Annotated in this window: 16 protein-coding genes; 3 read left to right on the forward strand and 13 right to left on the reverse strand. The window is 68.8% G+C overall.

Annotation, left to right across the window (positions count from 1 at the left end; translation table 11 throughout):
* Positions 1 to 96: 96 nt before the first annotated feature.
* From AMYHA_RS01440 to AMYHA_RS01470, 7 genes are all read right to left on the reverse strand, one after another.
* Positions 97 to 948, reverse strand: a complete 852-nt coding sequence (locus tag AMYHA_RS01440; protein ID WP_034267185.1) for a thioesterase family protein — start codon at positions 946 to 948, stop codon at positions 97 to 99.
* A 25-nt stretch (positions 949 to 973) separates the two neighbouring features.
* Positions 974 to 1,900: a proline dehydrogenase family protein gene (locus AMYHA_RS01445; protein WP_034275355.1), complete on the reverse strand. Its 927-nt coding sequence runs from the start codon at positions 1,898 to 1,900 to the stop codon at positions 974 to 976.
* Between the two features lie 118 nt (positions 1,901 to 2,018).
* Positions 2,019 to 2,792, reverse strand: coding sequence for a sugar phosphate isomerase/epimerase family protein (locus AMYHA_RS01450; RefSeq protein ID WP_034275356.1), 774 nt, complete (start codon positions 2,790 to 2,792; stop codon positions 2,019 to 2,021).
* 60 nt (positions 2,793 to 2,852) lie between these two features.
* Positions 2,853 to 4,043: a hypothetical protein gene (locus AMYHA_RS01455; RefSeq protein ID WP_157361698.1), complete on the reverse strand. Its 1,191-nt coding sequence runs from the start codon at positions 4,041 to 4,043 to the stop codon at positions 2,853 to 2,855.
* 55 nt (positions 4,044 to 4,098) lie between these two features.
* Complete coding sequence (locus AMYHA_RS01460) at positions 4,099 to 5,073, reverse strand: Ppx/GppA phosphatase family protein (RefSeq protein WP_034267188.1); 975 nt, start codon at positions 5,071 to 5,073, stop codon at positions 4,099 to 4,101.
* A gap of 201 nt (positions 5,074 to 5,274) precedes the next feature.
* A complete protein-coding gene (locus AMYHA_RS01465) occupies positions 5,275 to 5,973 on the reverse strand; it encodes a response regulator transcription factor (RefSeq protein WP_034267190.1) in 699 nt (232 codons plus the stop codon).
* Complete coding sequence (locus tag AMYHA_RS01470) at positions 5,970 to 7,220, reverse strand: sensor histidine kinase (RefSeq protein WP_330758961.1); 1,251 nt, start codon at positions 7,218 to 7,220, stop codon at positions 5,970 to 5,972. Before AMYHA_RS01470 ends, AMYHA_RS01465 begins: the two co-directional genes overlap by 4 nt.
* Before the next feature lie 184 nt (positions 7,221 to 7,404).
* Here AMYHA_RS01470 and AMYHA_RS01475 point away from each other — a divergent pair, with 184 nt between their 5' ends.
* Entirely contained in the window at positions 7,405 to 8,160 is a 756-nt protein-coding gene (locus AMYHA_RS01475) for a dioxygenase family protein (RefSeq protein WP_157361700.1), read from the forward strand.
* A 70-nt stretch (positions 8,161 to 8,230) separates the two neighbouring features.
* Here AMYHA_RS01475 and AMYHA_RS01480 read toward each other — a convergent pair whose 3' ends face one another.
* From AMYHA_RS01480 to AMYHA_RS01505, 6 genes are all read right to left on the reverse strand, one after another.
* Positions 8,231 to 8,980: a phosphoglyceromutase gene (locus AMYHA_RS01480; RefSeq protein WP_034267196.1), complete on the reverse strand. Its 750-nt coding sequence runs from the start codon at positions 8,978 to 8,980 to the stop codon at positions 8,231 to 8,233.
* Positions 8,981 to 9,468: 488 nt separating this feature from the next.
* Positions 9,469 to 10,437, reverse strand: coding sequence for a DUF4349 domain-containing protein (locus AMYHA_RS01485; protein WP_051399416.1), 969 nt, complete (start codon positions 10,435 to 10,437; stop codon positions 9,469 to 9,471).
* Between the two features lie 77 nt (positions 10,438 to 10,514).
* Positions 10,515 to 11,033 carry a type III secretion system chaperone family protein gene (locus AMYHA_RS01490; RefSeq protein ID WP_034267198.1) on the reverse strand — a complete coding sequence of 173 codons (519 nt, stop codon included), beginning with the start codon at positions 11,031 to 11,033 and terminating at the stop codon, positions 10,515 to 10,517.
* Complete coding sequence (mshA, locus tag AMYHA_RS01495) at positions 11,030 to 12,280, reverse strand: D-inositol-3-phosphate glycosyltransferase (RefSeq protein ID WP_051400301.1); 1,251 nt, start codon at positions 12,278 to 12,280, stop codon at positions 11,030 to 11,032. The genes AMYHA_RS01490 and mshA overlap by 4 nt, the downstream gene beginning before the upstream one ends.
* Before the next feature lie 271 nt (positions 12,281 to 12,551).
* Positions 12,552 to 13,715, reverse strand: a complete 1,164-nt coding sequence (locus AMYHA_RS01500; protein WP_034267201.1) for a L,D-transpeptidase — start codon at positions 13,713 to 13,715, stop codon at positions 12,552 to 12,554.
* 229 nt (positions 13,716 to 13,944) lie between these two features.
* Positions 13,945 to 15,021: a UDP-N-acetylmuramate dehydrogenase gene (locus AMYHA_RS01505; protein ID WP_034267204.1), complete on the reverse strand. Its 1,077-nt coding sequence runs from the start codon at positions 15,019 to 15,021 to the stop codon at positions 13,945 to 13,947.
* A gap of 62 nt (positions 15,022 to 15,083) precedes the next feature.
* On the opposite strand from AMYHA_RS01505, the gene AMYHA_RS01510 reads away from it, so the two are divergent.
* A complete protein-coding gene (locus AMYHA_RS01510) occupies positions 15,084 to 15,584 on the forward strand; it encodes a DUF2505 domain-containing protein (protein ID WP_034267207.1) in 501 nt (166 codons plus the stop codon).
* Positions 15,553 to 16,485, forward strand: coding sequence for a formyltetrahydrofolate deformylase (gene purU, locus AMYHA_RS01515; RefSeq protein ID WP_051399417.1), 933 nt, complete (start codon positions 15,553 to 15,555; stop codon positions 16,483 to 16,485). The genes AMYHA_RS01510 and purU overlap by 32 nt, the downstream gene beginning before the upstream one ends.
* Positions 16,486 to 16,506 lie beyond the last annotated feature (21 nt).

A 16,506-nucleotide genomic window follows, 5' to 3' on the forward strand; every position in this document is an offset into this window, starting at 1 on the left:
AACGGCGAGGCTGGTCAGGAGGGCGGGTGGGTGTCCGGCGGCACGTGTGGGCGCCGTCGCGCCGGTTCTCCAGGGCCAGAGTGGCGTCCGCGTCCCTTAACGCCCCGGAGTCACCGCCAGCTGGCGCATCTGGCACACCAACTGCCCCGCGGCGTCGATCACCGTCGCGTCGGAGTCGAACCACGGGCGGCTCACCGCGCGGGAATCGACGTGCACCCGGAGCCACCCCGGCGCGGGACGCGCGCGGACCAGCGCCGTCAACTGCACCGGCGGCGCGAACCCGCCGTGGCCGAGATTGGACGGCACCGGCGGGCTGACATCCCCAGCGAGCAGCGCGAAGTAGACGTCGGTCGGCCCGGACTTCGGCCGCACCCACAACCGCAGCCGCAGTCGGGGCACCTTCGCGTTGCCCGCCGTGACGGGCGGCCGCCGACCGGCGAGGAACAGCGCGGTACTGGCGTCCAGCCTGACCTCACAACCCTCCGTCAGCCGGGCGCCATCGCCGGACTGCGTCTTGCTCAGCGCGATGGCGTTGCTCGGGGGTTCCGCGGGCATCACCGGCAGCTCGGACCACACCGATCGCTGCCAAGGCAGCCTGCTGATCATCACGGTCGCTTCGACGCAACAGCGGCCGCGCTGTTCAAGCCGCACCCCGACCACCGTCAGCTGACCGCCTGCCTTGCGGACGTCGGTCCGCAGCAGCGCGGGCCCGAGACTGGCCGCGCGCAGGAACTCGACGCTGATCGAGATCGGGTCGGATGCCAGTTCGGCGTGCTCGGACACCACAGTGACCGCCGCGCGTGCCATCAGCGCGACGAGGAAACCGGCGTGCGGGTGGCCGCCGACCGACCACTCCGGCCGCAGGGTCGTCGTGAACGTGCCGTCGCCCAGCGAGCGCGGCACACTCGCGGCGCCGAACGGCACCGCCTGTTCGGCCACTGCCTTCACAAAATCACTCCCGGATGGAGCGCGATCATGAACGGGTCACCACCGACCGCAGGAAGAATGTCGTGTTTGCTGGGCGTTCGGCGAGCCTGCGCATCAGATACCCATACCACTGTTCGCCGTACGGCACATAGACCCGCACGTTCTGTCCCGCGTCAGAAAGTCGTACCTGTTCGTCCGGACGGACCCCGTAAAGTAGCTGGAATTCGTAGCCGTCGCGCGGCACGCCGTGCGCCGCTGCCCTGTCCCTGACCAGCTCGATCAGCCGAGGATCGTGCGTACCGAACATCGCGTACGCTCCCCCGGCGAACAACGCGTTGGCACACCGGACGAAAGCGAGATCGACGTCGTGACTGTGGGAAAAAGCCACATTGTGCGGCTCGGCGTACGCACCTTTGACTAATCGCACCCGCGAGCCTGGCACGGCAAGCGCGGCGACGTCGTCCTCGGTGCGGAGCAGGTACGACTGGAGCACCGCGCCGACGTCGGGCCAGGGCTTGCGCAGCTCGGCCACCGCGTCCAGCGTGTCGTCCGTGGTGGTGTGGTCCTCCATGTCCACGGTGACCGTGGTGCCGCATTGTTCGGCCGCCGCACAGATCCGGAAGGCATTGTCGACGGCGAGCCGCTGGCTGACCCGCTGCCCCAGCGCGGACAGCTTCACGCTCACCTCAGCGAAGGCGGCGAGCCCCGCGTCGTGCAGCCGGTCCAGCACGGTCAGATACGCCTGCACGATGCGCTCAGCCTGCGCCGCGTCGTGAGTGTCCTCGCCCAGGTAGTCCAACGTCGCGTACCGTCCGGTCTCGGCGAGTGCGGCGACGGCGTTGATCGCGTCGTCCACGCTCTCACCAGCGACGAACCGGTCGACCATGGCGCGCGTGCCCGGCGCCGTCGTGATCATCTTTCGGACAGCGTCGCTACCTGCGGCAGCGAGAATGATCGAACGCAGCGGGTTCACGGTGAGCACGATACGACGATCACCCGGTATGTCGCCGCTCAAGAGTCGCTGGACGTACCGGCGAGTCACCGGCCCAGCGCGCGTCGCGGCCCGGCCAGCCACACCGGAGCGCGGTCAGTTACTGGCCGAGGTGCAACCGCGCGAACAGCAGCGACTCGGCAAGCAACCGCGCGCGGTCAGCCGAGTTCCGCGCGCTGCGGGTGTTGACCTCGAGCACGACCTGGCCGTCGAAATCCTGCGCGACCAGCTTCTCCAGGATCTCCGCGCACGGCTGGGTGCCCTTGCCTGGCACGAGGTGCTCGTCCTTCGGCAGTCCCGTGCCGTCAGCGAGGTGCAGGTGCGTCAGATTCGGCCCCATCCGATCCGCGAGATCGAAGGCGTCCATCCCGGCTGCGGCGGTGTGCGACAGGTCAAGGGTGTAGTGCGCGTAGCCGACGTCGGTGGGGTCGATCGATGGCCGGAACGCCGATACCCTGCGGTTTCGGTCGCCCACCGGCGGCTTCACCTTGAACATGTTCTCCACGGCCACCTCGACGCCGCTGGCCTCCTCCAGCTCGGCGACCAGGTCGGGGAAGGCGTCGGCATAGCGGCGCTGCCACCGGAACGGCGGGTGGACGACGACGGTGCGCGCACCAAGTTCGAGCGCGGCGTCGACGGTCCTGCGCAGCCGCACCTCGGGGTCAGGCGACCAGATCCGCTGCGTAATGAGCAGGGACGGCGAGTGCACCGACAGCACAGGGACGCCGGTCTTCTCCGACAGCCACTTCAACGCCGAGACGTCCTGGCTGATCGAGTCGGCCCACACCATGACCTCGACGCCGTCGTAGCCAAGCTCAGCAGCCAGCTCGAACCCCGCGTTGGCGCGCAGCGGCCACACCGACGCCGTGGACAACCCAACCGGAACGCGCTTGATCGTTCCCCACGGTGTTTCGTTCAAGTACCTACGTCCCACTCATTTATCAAGCAAGAGCAGCGCGGCGGGTGACACCGTGACCACGACGCCAACCAGCACGGCGAGCACCGTCGTCTGCATGTCCTCCGCCTTGCGGATCTTGCGCACGATCCACACCAGGCCAACGACGACGGCCAGCGCCGCGACAAGCGCGGCGGCGGGGATCTGCATCCACAACCAGTTGAACAGCAGCCACACGCCAGCACCGCCGACGACGCCGAGGGTGAGCTGCGCGGCGACCGCCAGCCACTCCTTGCCGTGCGTCTCAGGTTCGTCGTCGGCGTCGAACCGCTCGACATCGGCCTTCGCGTCCGGCGGACCGACGGAGGCGATCACTCCCGTCGGGGCGCGTCCATCGGGATCACCGGGGATGGGCGGGCCGTCGACATCCCTCTGGTAGCCGAGTGGGTAGTCGGCCGGGTAGTCGTCCTCGTAGTCCTCGACGAAGCCGTAGGGGTCATCATGCTCGGCGGCGCCGGGGTAGCCGGGCGGGTAGCCCTGGTAGTCCTCGTCGTACTCGTCGTACTCGTAATCGTCCTGGAAGTCCTGGTAGACGGGATAACCGCCCTGGTAGTCCTCCTGGAAATCCTCGTAGCCGTAGGCGTCCTCCACCGGCGCGTCGACGGCGGGCATCTGGTCGGTGGCATCCTCGACCGGCGGCCGCTGCCGCGACGCGGCGAAGCCACCCAGCCGCGCGCCGAGACTCTGCTGCTGTTGCGGCGGCTGCTGCTGAGGTGGTTGCGGTGGCTCCGGCGGTTGCTCCTGCTTCGGCTGTGCCATGGCTGGCCACGACGGCGAGCTTGGCGGAGGCACCGTGCGGTTGTAGCCGCTAGCGGGTGGCTGAGGTGGCTGTTGCGGCGGCTGCGGGGCTTGCTGGGGCGCTGGCCGCACCGGTGGCGGCTGCGGGGCCCTCGGCTGGGCCGCGTGCGGTGGCGCGGGAGGTTCATCCGGCGAGGCGTGACTGTGCGGACCGCCGTTGCGACGGGTCGGGGCCGAGTCGGCGTCCGGCTGCTCGCTGTTGATGCGGTCGATGATGGCCTGCGGGGCCGTGGTGGTGAGCTCGTCCTCACCGTCGTCCTGCGCGGCACGACGACGATGCCTGCGCGGCGAGTTGGCAGGCTTCGCACCGTGTTGTTCGAGCAACTCCGCGACCGTGCGCCGAGTCGGCTGATCACCGCGTTCTCGCGACATCCCTTCCACCGTGCCTAGTGCCGATTCCGACATTCAACAGTGTTGCTGACCAGCCTCACTGCTTCGAGCTGGCTGGTTGCGTTGTGAGTTCAGTCTGATCCTCACCGTTGGCGTGGTCCAGCCTTCGAAGGATGACACCTTCCCGCAACGCCCACGGGCACATTTCCAGTTCCGGCAGTCCCAGCTCCGCCATCGTCGCCTGTGCGACGAGGGCTCCCCCGACCAACTGGTGCGATCGGCTGCTGCTGACTCCCTCCAACTCGGCGATGTCGGCCGCCGTCATCCGGGAGATGAAGGCGATCAGCTGCCGCAGCCCGACGTCTGTCAGCACCCTACGCACCCTCGGCCCCGCCGACGACGGGGCGGCCCCCGTCAACCTGGCCAACGAGCGGAACGTCTTGGACGTAGCGACGACGTGATCAGGCTCGCCATGCTTGGCGACCTGCTTGTGCAGCCCGGACAGCTCCTTCTCCAGCCACGCCGATGTGTCGATCAACTCGGAGCGCGACGGCGGGTCGTTGCTGAACATCGTGCGGGTGATCGTGCCAGCGCCGAGCGGCAGCGACGCGGCGAAGTCAGGGGCCTCGTCGATGCCCATCGCGACCTCGAGCGAGCCACCGCCGATATCGAGTACCAGGAGCATTCCCGCCGACCAGCCGAACCAGCGGCGCGCGGCCAGGAAGGTGAGCTTCGCCTCGTCGGCGCCGGACAGCACTCGCAGGTCGACGCCGGTCTCCTTGGCCACCCTGCGCAGCATCTTGCCGGAGTTGGTTGCTTCCCGCACCGCTGACGTCGCGAAGGCCAGCATCTCCTCGCAACCGAGCTTGCCCGCTGCTTTCTTGGCATCGTCGACAGCCCGCACCAGGTCGTCGGCACCGTCCTTGCTCAGCTCCCCCGACTTCGTGATGCGCTCGGAGAGCCGGAGCACGGTCTTCTCCGAGTGCATGGGGGTCGGGTGGGCGCCACGGTGCGCGTCGACCACAAGCAGGTGGGTCGTGTTCGACCCGACGTCAAGTACTCCTAGGCGCACACCCAGTCACGTTACCCTGCGCACCCGTCCTGAGCGCACTGTGATCTGCCCGACGTCCGGCAGGGTGCGGTGAACTACACCCTGGCTGCGCTGGGTGGATGCGCTGGCGATCATCTCTGGTGAATGCCGCCGTCCCGCGCTGAGTGTGGCGAACGACGCTTTCGCCGCGCCGAACGCGAAGAATACGTCAATATCAACGCATCAGACACCGGACTCGAACTTATAACCGAGGCCGCGCACGGTGACCAGGTAGCGCGGCGAGCCGGGGTCGGGCTCGATTTTGGCGCGCAGCCGCTTCACGTGGACGTCGAGGGTCTTGGTGTCGCCGACGTAGTCCGCGCCCCAGACCCGGTCGATCAGCTGCGCCCTTGTGAGCACGCGGCCCGCGTTTCGCAGCAGGTACTCCAGCAGGTCGAACTCCTTCAGCGGCAGCGAGACCTCGTCGCCGCCGACGGTCACCACGTGACGTTCGATGTCCATCCGCACCGGGCCAGCGGCGAGCACGGCGGGCACGCCGTCGGCCTCACCGCCACCGCCATCGGCCCCGCGCCGCAGCACCGCCCTGATCCGCGCGATCAACTCCCGCGCGGAGTACGGCTTGGTGACGTAGTCGTCGGCGCCGAGTTCCAGGCCGACGACCTTGTCGATCTCGCTGTCCCGAGCCGTCACCATGATCACCGGGACGGCGGCGCGCGCCCGCAGTTGCTTGCACACGTCGGTGCCGCTCATGCCCGGCAACATCAGGTCGAGCAGCACGATGTCGGCGCCATTGCGGTCGAAGTCGTCGAGTGCCTCCTGGCCCGTGGTGGCCACTGTCGCCGTGAACCCCTCCTTGCGCAGCAAGAACGTCAGCGGGTCGGCGAACGACTCCTCGTCTTCGACGATGAGAACCCTGGTCACAACATCCCTCCGTGGTTGGTTGGCTCGCTCGTCACGACGAGGCCGTGTGCCTTGCGTGTCTCCGCCGCCGAGCGCCCGCGCGGGCGTTGTTGCCCACGCGTATCCGACTCGGCCCCCTGTCGCTGACCCGAGCCGTCGTGTGCGGGTATGCACAGCGTGAACGTGGAGCCGGTGCCTGGCATGCTCCACAGCCGCACTTCGCCACCGTGGTTGGCGGCGACGTGCTTGACGATCGCGAGCCCGAGCCCCGTGCCCCCTGTCGCACGCGAGCGGGCCTTGTCGACGCGGTAAAACCGCTCGAACACCCGCTGCTGCTCGTCCTCGGCGATGCCGATGCCCCTGTCGGTGACGGCGATCTCGACCATGCCGTCGACCAGCCGCCGTGAGATCGACACCGGAGTGCCTGCCGGGGAGTACGCGACGGCGTTGGTTAGCAGGTTGGACAGTGCGGTGACCAGCAACGTCTTGTCGCCCTTGACCAGCAGGCCACTCTCGGCGTCTGTGGTGATGGTGCGGTCCTCGGCATCCGCGGTGAACTCGACCCTGCTGAGCGCTTCTGACACGACGGCGTCCACCTCGACGACGTTCATGTCCGGCAGCGGCTCAGCTCCCTGGAGCCGGGACAGCTCGATCAGCTCGGTGACCAGCGTGCCGAGCCGGGTGGACTCGGTCAGGATTCGCTGCGCGAAGCGGCGCACCTCGTCGGTGTCCTCCGCCGCGTCAAGCACGGCCTCCGCGAGCAGCGCCATCGCGCCGACTGGTGTCTTGAGCTCATGGCTGACGTTGGCGACGAAGTCCCGCCGGGTGGCTTCCAGCCGGACCGCCTCGGAGTGGTCGACGGCCTCGATGACGGTGTAGCCATCGCCAAGCGAAATCGCCTCGCCGAGCACCGCCTCCGGCTGCCTGCCACGCGCGCCGCCGAGCGGTGAGAGGTCGATCTCCACGCGTTCCTCGGTCTCCACGGCCTGTTCGGCGGCCACCCGCGCCCGCGCGTCCACCCGTCCGTGGCGGACCAGGCCGAGCTCCACCGCGCGGGGGTTGTGGAGAACCGTGTCGCCGAACTGGTTGACGACGGCGACGCCGCTGTGCGACGTCCGCACCAGCCGCAGCAGCAGCTCGGCGACAGTGGGGCCTGCCGGCCTGCTCGCGGCGGCACGGCGCCTGCCACGCGCGATGCCGAAGCCGATCAGGACGCCGGCGAGCAGCGCGACGGTGACGGCCAGTGCGAGCGTTGCGGACTCGGTCACGTGCGAATCGTAAGCATGCTGGTGGCCCATTGGCCTAGTGTTCGCCGCGTATCCGTGACGGTGATGACACCTGAGACGTCGATGTTCGCTGCCTGGACAGTCGTCGTTTACCTGTCGTCCTCACTCTGGTGGGTGAAGGAATACCCCCGCGCGTGGCGCCGTTGGCACAGTCGTGACGGAACGGATGCCGGTGATCTACCTCAGCCACGGCGCACCGCCGCTAGCCGACGACGCGCTGTGGACGGATCAGCTCGCCCGCTGGTCCGCGGAGCTGCCCCGGCCGCGTGCGATCCTCATGGTGTCCGCTCACTGGGAGAACGCGCCGGTGACCATCGGCGCGACCGAGCAGAAACCGCTCGTCTACGACTTCTGGGGATTCCCCGAGCGCTACTACACGGTCACCTACCCCGCGCCCGGCGCGCCGCGGCTTGCTGAGCGGGTGCGCCAGCTTCTCGGCACCACCCACGACGAGCCGGAGCGCGGGCTGGACCACGGCGCGTACGTCCCGCTGGTCGAGATGTATCCGGACGCCGACGTCCCGGTGCTGCAGATCTCCATGCCCACCCTCGACCCAGCCGAGTTGCACCGCATCGGCGCGCGGCTCGCGCCACTGCGGGACGAAGGCGTGCTGATCGTCGGCAGCGGGTTCTTCACGCATAACCTGCGCCAGATCAACCTGGGCGGGCCGAGCGACATCGCGCCAGCCGCGTGGTCATCGGAGTTCGACCACTGGGGTGCCGAGGCGCTGGCAGGCGGTGACATCGACGCCCTGCTTGACTTCGGCAACACCGCCCCTGCCGCGCGGATAGCGCACCCGCGCACCGAGCACTTCGCGCCGCTGTTCGTGTCGCTGGGCGCGGCCGAGGAGGCCCCGGCGGCACACAGCGTCATCGACGGCTATTGGTACGGCTTGGCGAAGCGCTCGGTGCAGTTCGGGTAAGCGACAGAGCCTGTAGGCGTTGTGGTCGCTATGACGACCACAACGCCTCAAGATCACGCCGGCAGCGCCGCTACCGGCCCTGCGCCGCGACGGCCGCGGCCGCATCGGCGGCGGCGTCAGGGTCGAGGTACGTGCCACCCGGGTTGAGCGGCGCGAGGTTCGCGTCCAGGTCGTAGCGCAGCGGGATCCCCGTCGGGATGTTGAGTCCCGCGATGTCGGCATCCGAGATCCCGTCAAGATGCTTGACGAGCGCGCGCAGCGAGTTGCCGTGCGCGGCGACCAGCACCGTCTTGCCGGAGCGCAGGTCGGGCACGATCGCCGACTCCCAGTACGGCAGCAGCCGCGCGACGACATCCGCGAGGCACTCGGTCAGCGGCATCTCCGCGCCGAGCCCGGCGTAGCGGACATCGGCGTCCTGGCTGAACTCGCTGCCCTTCTCGATCGGCGGCGGCGGGGTGTCGTACGACCGACGCCAGAGCATGAACTGGTCCTCGCCGTATTCGTCCAGGGTCTGCTTCTTGTTCTTGCCCTGCAACGCGCCGTAGTGGCGTTCGTTGAGCCGCCAGTCGCGGCGGACGTCGATCCAGTGCCGGTCGGCCACGTCGAGCGCGATGTTGGCGGTGGAGATGGCCCTGCGCAGCAACGACGTATGCACGACATCGGGCAGCATGCCGGTCTCGGCGAGCAGTTCGCCGCCGCGCCGCGCCTCGTCCTCCCCCTGCGCCGAGAGCGGGACATCGACCCAGCCCGTGAACAGGTTCTCCGCGTTCCAGGTGCTCTGGCCATGCCGCAGGAGCACCAGCGTTGACTTCTCGCCCATGGCAAGAAGGCTATGCGAGGCAGTCAAGGCGACCACTCCGCGGTGTGGAACTCACGACATCCACCTACCCCTGGTGTGAAGTTGACCACGCCATAGAGGGACGCAGCCCACAATTCGGCGGTATCGGGCCACCCAACTCGCCAGTAGTGATTGCACTGGGTGGAGGATTTCAAGGGAATACACTCGAAAAGAGTAGTGCCGGTGGTTGTGGCCACTTGTCACATCTGACAAGTTGTCATCCAACCGCCCGACCGGTCTCCACGCACTCCCCGGCTCTGGGCGGGAGAAGCAGCTCGTCTCCCCCTGCCGAGCTGCGTCCGCCTGCAGCGGCCCCGCTGGCCTCCCCTCGTCCGCGGGGCTTGCGAGGCGGAGTACCACGCGGGGCGGCCCGAGTCTTCGCGACTCCCCCTCCCTCGGGCCGCCCCGCGTTGTTATCTCACCACTCAGCTATCGCGCCGACTCCGGCATGACTACCGTCGAGCAGGCGGCTACGCCTCCGAGCCCGGCGCCGCGGCATTCGTCGGGGCCGCCCCCGCTGCCGATCCCATCGCATGCTTACGCCACCGCCACAGCAGCAGCGCGATCCCGGCCAGTACACCAGCCAGGACGACGAACGGCAGCGCGGCGCCGAGTACGACCGCCGTCCCGCCGAGCAGCGCGGTGAACGCGGCCCAGCCGGATGCGAGCCCGCCGAGGAATCCGTCGTCGTCCTCGTCGTTCGCCACGGATTTCTCGCGCAGCGTGAGCGAGATCGGCGCCATGGCGACCTTGCCGCGCAGCGAGTCCTGCCGCGCGAGCAGCGACTCCAGCTCGGCCTCCCGCTCCGCCAGCTCGCGTTCGATCGCGACCAGGTCCGAAATGGATTCCGCCTGATCAAGCAGGTCCCGCACCCGGCGCACGCTCTCGCGCTGCGAGGTCACCCTGCTGTCGACGTCAATGATCTGGTCCGTCAGGTCTTCGACGTCGATCTGCCGTTCCGTGCGTTCGCCGAGGTCAGCGAGCTTGTCCAGCACGGCGTCCATCTCCTCGCTCGGCACGGTGAGCGTGAGCGTCGCCCGCTTCTCCCGCGAGCGTTCCGACGCGACGTAACCACCAGCATCGCTCGCGATCCGGCGCGCCTCGGTCGCTGCGGTATCGACGTCGTCGGTGCGCAGCGACATGCGCGCGGAACGGGCCAGCTTGCGGTCCGCGAGCTGCGTTGTGGACACCCCTTGCGCGCTGCCGTCGGACTGCGCCTTGGCGGCCCCGGACGACCGGTCCGCGGCCTCGCCAGCAGGTTCCCGCGCCGCACCGTTGGCGGATTCCTCGGTCATCCCGCCAGCACCGTCGCCCGACTGCGTCGATACCGCGCGCGACCCGTCCGCGCCGCCTGAACACCCGGCCACCAGCACCGCCAGCATGCCAACGGCCAGCGCTATGCCGATGCGCGTGCGTCCCGCTTTGATCGCCCTGCCCATGTCGTCACCTTCGTCCGTTCGGCGTCTCGTTACTGAGCAGGACGAGCAGACAGCAACAGGGCGTTGCAGCCGTCAGGTCACGAATCGCTCACGGGACGATGCTCGCCGTTCGACGGCTCGATGAGGTGCTTGAACGCCTGGAGATTCGCCAGCGACTCGCCGCGCGAGACCCGCCAGTCCCACTCACGCTTGATCGACGACGCGAAGCCGATCTCCAGGAGGATGTTGAAATCGCCGTCGGCCGCTTCCAGCACCTGGCCGAGCAGCTTGTCCAGCTCGGCCTCGGTGACCGATTCGAGCGCGATCCGGCCGACGAGGTAGATGTCCCCGATCTTGTCGATCGCATAGTGCACGCCGTACAGCGTGGTGTTGCGCCGCAGCAGGTAGCGGTAGACCTCCTCGTGCGCCTCGTCGGGGCGGCGGCACACGAACGCTTCGACGGCGAACGAGTTGTCGCCCTCGATCAGCCAGCAGTTGGTCTGCAGCTTCTTCTCACCCGGCAGCGTGACGAAGTACCGGCCGGGGCCGTGTTCTTTGTACGTCAGCTCCAGGTTGGCGAGCGTGTCCTCGACAACCGTGCGCACTCGGTCGCTCATGACGCCTCCTGCGATGTCCGCATCGCGTGCTCGTACTCGGTCACCGCCGAGGCGTAGACCGCCAGCAGCGCGTCGGTCGTGCGCCGCCAGGAGAAACCCCGCGCGTGGTCAACGGCACCTGCCGACAGCTCGGCACGGTATCCGGTATCGCAGGCGACCGCAGCGAGGGCGTTCGCCCAGTCGTCCGCCCGGTGTGATGGCACGAGCAGCCCGGATATCCGGTGCGCGACGGCAGTCGGCAGCCCGCCGACCTCGGCGGCGACAACCGGCGTTCCGCACGCCTGCGCCTCAAGCGCGACGAGTCCGAACGATTCGTTGTAACTGGGTACGGCTACCACGTCAGCGGCGCGAAACATCCGCGCGAGCTCGGACGCCGGTTGTGGCGGCAGGAACCGGGTGTTCGCGGCGATGCCGAGCTGGTCGGCCAGCTCCTTCAGCCCTTCCGGCTGCTCGAGTCCGGTCCCGGACGGCCCACCGACGACGAGGACGACCAGCCGTCGCGCCAGCTCCGGGTCGCGGCGGACCAGCTCGGCGGCGGCACGCAGCAAGACGTCCGGCGCCTTGAGCGGCTGGATGCGCCCGGCGAACGCGAGCACGACGGCGTCCTGCGGAATGCCGAGCCGGTCGCGCGCGGCCGACGTCGACCCAGGCGTGAAGGAGCGCAGGTCAACGCCGGGTGAGACGGCACGCACCGTGCCAGGCACCGCGCCGTACAGCTCGACGAGTTGGCGCGCCTCGACGTCGGTGTTGGCGACGAGCCGGTCGGCCTCATCGACGACCTGCTGCTCGCCGAATACACGGGTGCGTGGTTCCGGGGTGTCGCCGTCGGCGAGCGCGGCGTTCTTGACCTTGGCGAGCGTGTGCGCGGTGTGGACCAGCGGCACGTTCCAGCGTCCGGACGCCAGCCAGCCGACCTGACCAGACACCCAGTAGTGCGAATGCACGAGGTCGTAGTAGCCGGGCGGGTGGAACGCCTCCGCGCGTAGAACACCAGCGGTGAACGCACACATCTGCGCGGGCAGCTCATGGCGGCCAAGCGGCTCGAACGGTCCAGCTGGGACGTGCCGGACAAGCACGCCCGGCGCGAGTTCCGCGATCGGCGGCTGGTCGGACGACGTCGCCCGGGTGAAGACCTCGACCTCGATTCCCCTGCGGGCCATCTCGCGGGCCGTCTCCGCGATATAGACGTTCATGCCGCCCGCGTCGCCGGTGCCCGGCTGCTCCAGCGGCGAGGTGTGCACCGACATCACCGCGACCCTGCGCGGCACCCTGCCGACGGTTCCCGCGACCGCGCCGGGGATCGGCACGGTGCCGCCCCTCGCTCCGAATAGCGCTCCAGCATGCACCGTCCCGCGCGCTGCGGTCATCCCCGTCTACTCCTCGCTGACTGACTTGACTGCCTTCGGGCCTTAACGCGGGCGGCGGCCGTGATCTTCCCTGCGCCGTATATCTCTCGCGAAAGACTAGGTCACAGCGTTGTGACGGGGCGAGCGGTGTGACCGTCGTCGCCATTGGCGGCTAGAGCGCCGACATGGACTTCCAGGTCTCCCAGTCGAACAGCCAGTCATTGACGTCTGACGTCGTTGGCATGTCCTTCTTCGCACCGGTGACCTCGACGGGGTCGCCGATCATCGCGGTCTGGTAGTACTCCTTGGCGTCGTCGTTCACGAGGTTCACGCAACCGTGCGAGGTGTTCTTCTTGCCGATGTTGGCGCGGTTGTCGTCGTTTTCGTGGATGAACTCGCCGTGGTTGGAGAACCGCACGGCCCACTTCTTCCAGACGTTGGTGTAGCCGTAGCGGGCGTTGTCGAAGCGCGCCTTCTTGTGCTTCGCCATCACGATCATGGTGCCGTTGGGCGTGTTGAGGTCCGGGTTCTTGTCCTTGCCGTTGCTCGACGGGTACGTCGCGTACAGCTCACCGTCGCGGTAGACGCGCATCTCGTGGTCCGGCGTGTGGATCTTGACGACCTGGTTGCGCCCGATGCTGAATTCCGTTGTCAGGTCTGCGCGGCCGTACGCGCCGCCGCCGTAGTGCACGCCATACAGCATCGCGGCGGCTTTGACCTTGGTGCCCTCCGGCCAGTACTCGCGGGGCCGCCAGTCGGCCTGCCGGTCATGCAGCCACGCCCAGGAGCCCTCGACCTCGGGCGTCGACGTGACGCTCAGCGCCCGCTCGGCGGCGGCCTTGTCGGTGACCGGCTCGTCGAACCGCACGCTGATCGGCATCGCGACGCCGACCGTGGCGTCATCGATCGGATTGATGGTGGCCCTGACCGCACTCGCGGGAGTCAGGGTGGTGAAGCTGCCGGTGACCTCGACTTCCTTCTCGTCGGTCCCGATGGCTCGCGCGGTGTAGCTGTACTTCGTGCCGAACCCGAGCGGCTCCTCGACGCGCCAACTGCGCTTGTCCTCGGCGAAGGCGCCCTCGACCTGCTCCCCGTCCGGATTGGTGAGGGTGACGTCCCGCAGCGTGCCCTGCTCGACGCGGACGACGATCTCGTCCTTGACGCCGACGTCGGTAGCGCCGTCCGCGGGCGTGGTGCTGATGGCCGCGACAGGCTTCGGCGCTGGTTGCGCGCCACCGCTGTCCCCCTCGTCACCGGTGCACGCGGCAGCGCTCCCCACGGCGACACCGCTTCCCGCCACCGCGGCGGTACGCAACACCGCCCGCCTTCCGATCACCAACGGCCCCTTTCTCGTGCCTACCCCTCCAACTTTGCCACGGTGCACCGACGGTGTGGGACGCCGAAAATGGTCGATTCGTCACTCTTAGTCGGGCCGCGGGGGCACGCGACTGATTCAGCACGACGGACGAGCGTACGGCGGACATCCGGCGCGCGATCTTGATGCTCTTTGGCGATCCGTATCGCCAGAGAGCATCAAGATCGCGAGATTCCGGACGGCGTAGGCCCTACAGCGCGCAGCCGATGAGCAGCGGCTCGGGATGCAGGGTGACGCCGAAGCGCTCCGCGACGCCGTCGCGGACCTCGCGAGCCAGCGCGAGCAGGTCGTCCGTGCTGGCATCGCCTCGGTTGGTCAGCGCCAGCGTGTGCTTGCTGGACAGGGCCACCCGTCCGCCAGGACCCGCATGGCCCTTGCCGAAGCCGGCACGCTCGATCAGCCACGCGGCGGGCAGCTTCACCCCGTCCCGCGCCGGAAACCGCGGCACTGCGACGTCATCGCCGACGACGTCCGCGATCCGTGCCAGCACGCCGGGCAGGTCCGCCTCGGCGATGATCGGGTTGGTGAAGAACGACCCGGCGCTCCAGGTGTCCTTGTCGTGCTCGTCGAGCACCATGCCCTTGCCACGCCGCAACCCGAGTACGGCCTCGCGCACGGCAGCGGCGGGCACCCGTGTGCCCTGCTCGACGCCGAGCGTGCGCGCCAGCTCGGCGTAGCGGACCGGTTGGCCATCGCTATCGGCGTACAGCGCGAAGCACACGCTGAGCACAACGGCATCGTCGGTGCCCTTGAACCGGCTCGTCCGGTAGGCCAGCCCAAGCTCGTCGACGTCCAGCGTGGCCACCTCGCCGGACGTCCGGTCGTAGATCCGCACCCAGCGCAGGAACTCGCTGACCTCCCAGCCATACGCACCGACGTTCTGGATCGGCGTGGCGCCGACCTTGCCGGGGATACCGGACAGCGACTCCAGCCCGGACAGCCCCGCGTCGATGCTGCGGGCGACGAACGAATCCCAGTCCTCTCCCGCGGCGACCTCGACCGATACCCGGTCGGCGTCCAGCGGCTCGACGCGCTCGCCGTCGGTCGCCACGTGCACCACGGTGCCGTCGAATCCGGCGTCGGCGATCACCAGGTTCGACCCGCCGCCGAGCAGCAACACCGGCTCGCCAGCCGCATCACACTTCGCGACGGCGGCGGCAAGGTCGTCCTCGGTGGTGGCGGCGATCATCCTGGTCGCGGGGCCGCCGAGCCGCAGCGTGGTGTACTCGCCGAGCCGAGCGCCGTGGGAGGTCGCAGGGCTGTTCATGACTCGAAGTCTGGCATTCACAGCTTCCGGCGCCCCAAGCGACACCGGGTAATGTGCGCCCCATGGCATCCCGGATCGAGCACAGCACCGAGTTCCCGTATCCGTTCGAGCAGGTGCTGGCCGCGTTCACCAGCGAGAGCGCCCTGCGGAAGCGGCTTGCCGACATCGGCGGCAAGGACGCCGAACTGCTCGCGCACGAGAAGTCGGCGAGCACGATCAGTTACCGGATGCGCCAGGGCATCCCCGGCGAGAAACTGCCGAGCGTGGTGCGCGGGGTGCACTCCGGTGACCTGCACGTCGAGCGAGAGCAGCAGTGGCAGGTCAGCGATGAGACCGCGAAAGGGACGGCGACGGCGAACGTCACCGGCGTGCCTGGTTCCATCACCGCGCGTTCCGAGCTGACACCGCGGGGCAGCGGTACCGCACTACGGATCACCGGCGAAGTGAAGGTCAGCGTCCCGCTGATCGGCGGCAAGATCGAGCGCACCATCGCGGAGCACGTCGGGCAGTTGCTTGACCGCGAGTCGCGGCATGTCGCGGAGACGCTGGACAAGGACGGCTGACGTGCATCCGTCGGAGCGTCGCTACGTCATCACCTTCGGCTGCCCGGACCGCACCGGCATCGTGGCGCGGATCGCCGGGTTCATCGCCGAGGAGGGCGGCTGGATCGTCGAGGCCGCGTACCACACCGACCCGGACACCGGCTGGTTCTTCACCCGTCAGGAGGTGCGGGCGGACTCGCTGCCCTACGACGTCGATGAGCTGCGGGAACGCTTCGGACCGGTGGCCGAGTCGCTGGGCGCGGACGAAGACGTCGAAGGCGGCGCGGGCGGACTGCACTGGCGCATCGACGACACCGGGACCCGGCGCCGCGTCGTCGTGCTGGTGTCCAAGGAGGGCCACTGCCTCTACGACCTGCTCGGCAGGGTCGCGGCGGGCGAACTAGACGTCGACGTGAGCGCGGTGATCGGCAACCACGACGTGCTCGCCGACGTCACGCGCGCGCACGGCATCCCGTTCCACCACGTGCCGTTCGGCACCGACGCCGCGAGCAAGGCCGAGGCGTTCGCACGGGTTGCGGAGATCACCGACGCCGCCGACCCGCACGCGATCGTGCTCGCCCGATTCATGCAGATCCTGCCTGAGCACCTGTGCCACGCCTGGACGGGCCGCGCGATCAACATCCACCACAGCTTCCTGCCATCGTTTGTCGGCGCGAAGCCGTACCACCAGGCGCACGTGCGCGGGGTCAAGCTGGTCGGCGCGACCTGTCACTACGTCACGGCCGAGCTGGACGCTGGCCCGATCATCGAGCAGGACGTCATCCGGGTGGACCACGGCGATTCCATCCCTGACATGGTCCGCAAGGGCCGCGACATCGAGAAGGTCGTGCTCGCGCGGGGGCTGCGCTGGCACCTCGAGAACCGCGTGCTGGTGCACGCGGGTCGCACCGTGGTGTTCTAGGCGCGGCCTGAACCGCCGCTA

The organism is Haloechinothrix halophila YIM 93223 (genome assembly GCF_000504245.1).
Classification (GTDB): Bacteria; Actinomycetota; Actinomycetes; order Mycobacteriales; family Pseudonocardiaceae; genus Haloechinothrix_A; species Haloechinothrix_A halophila.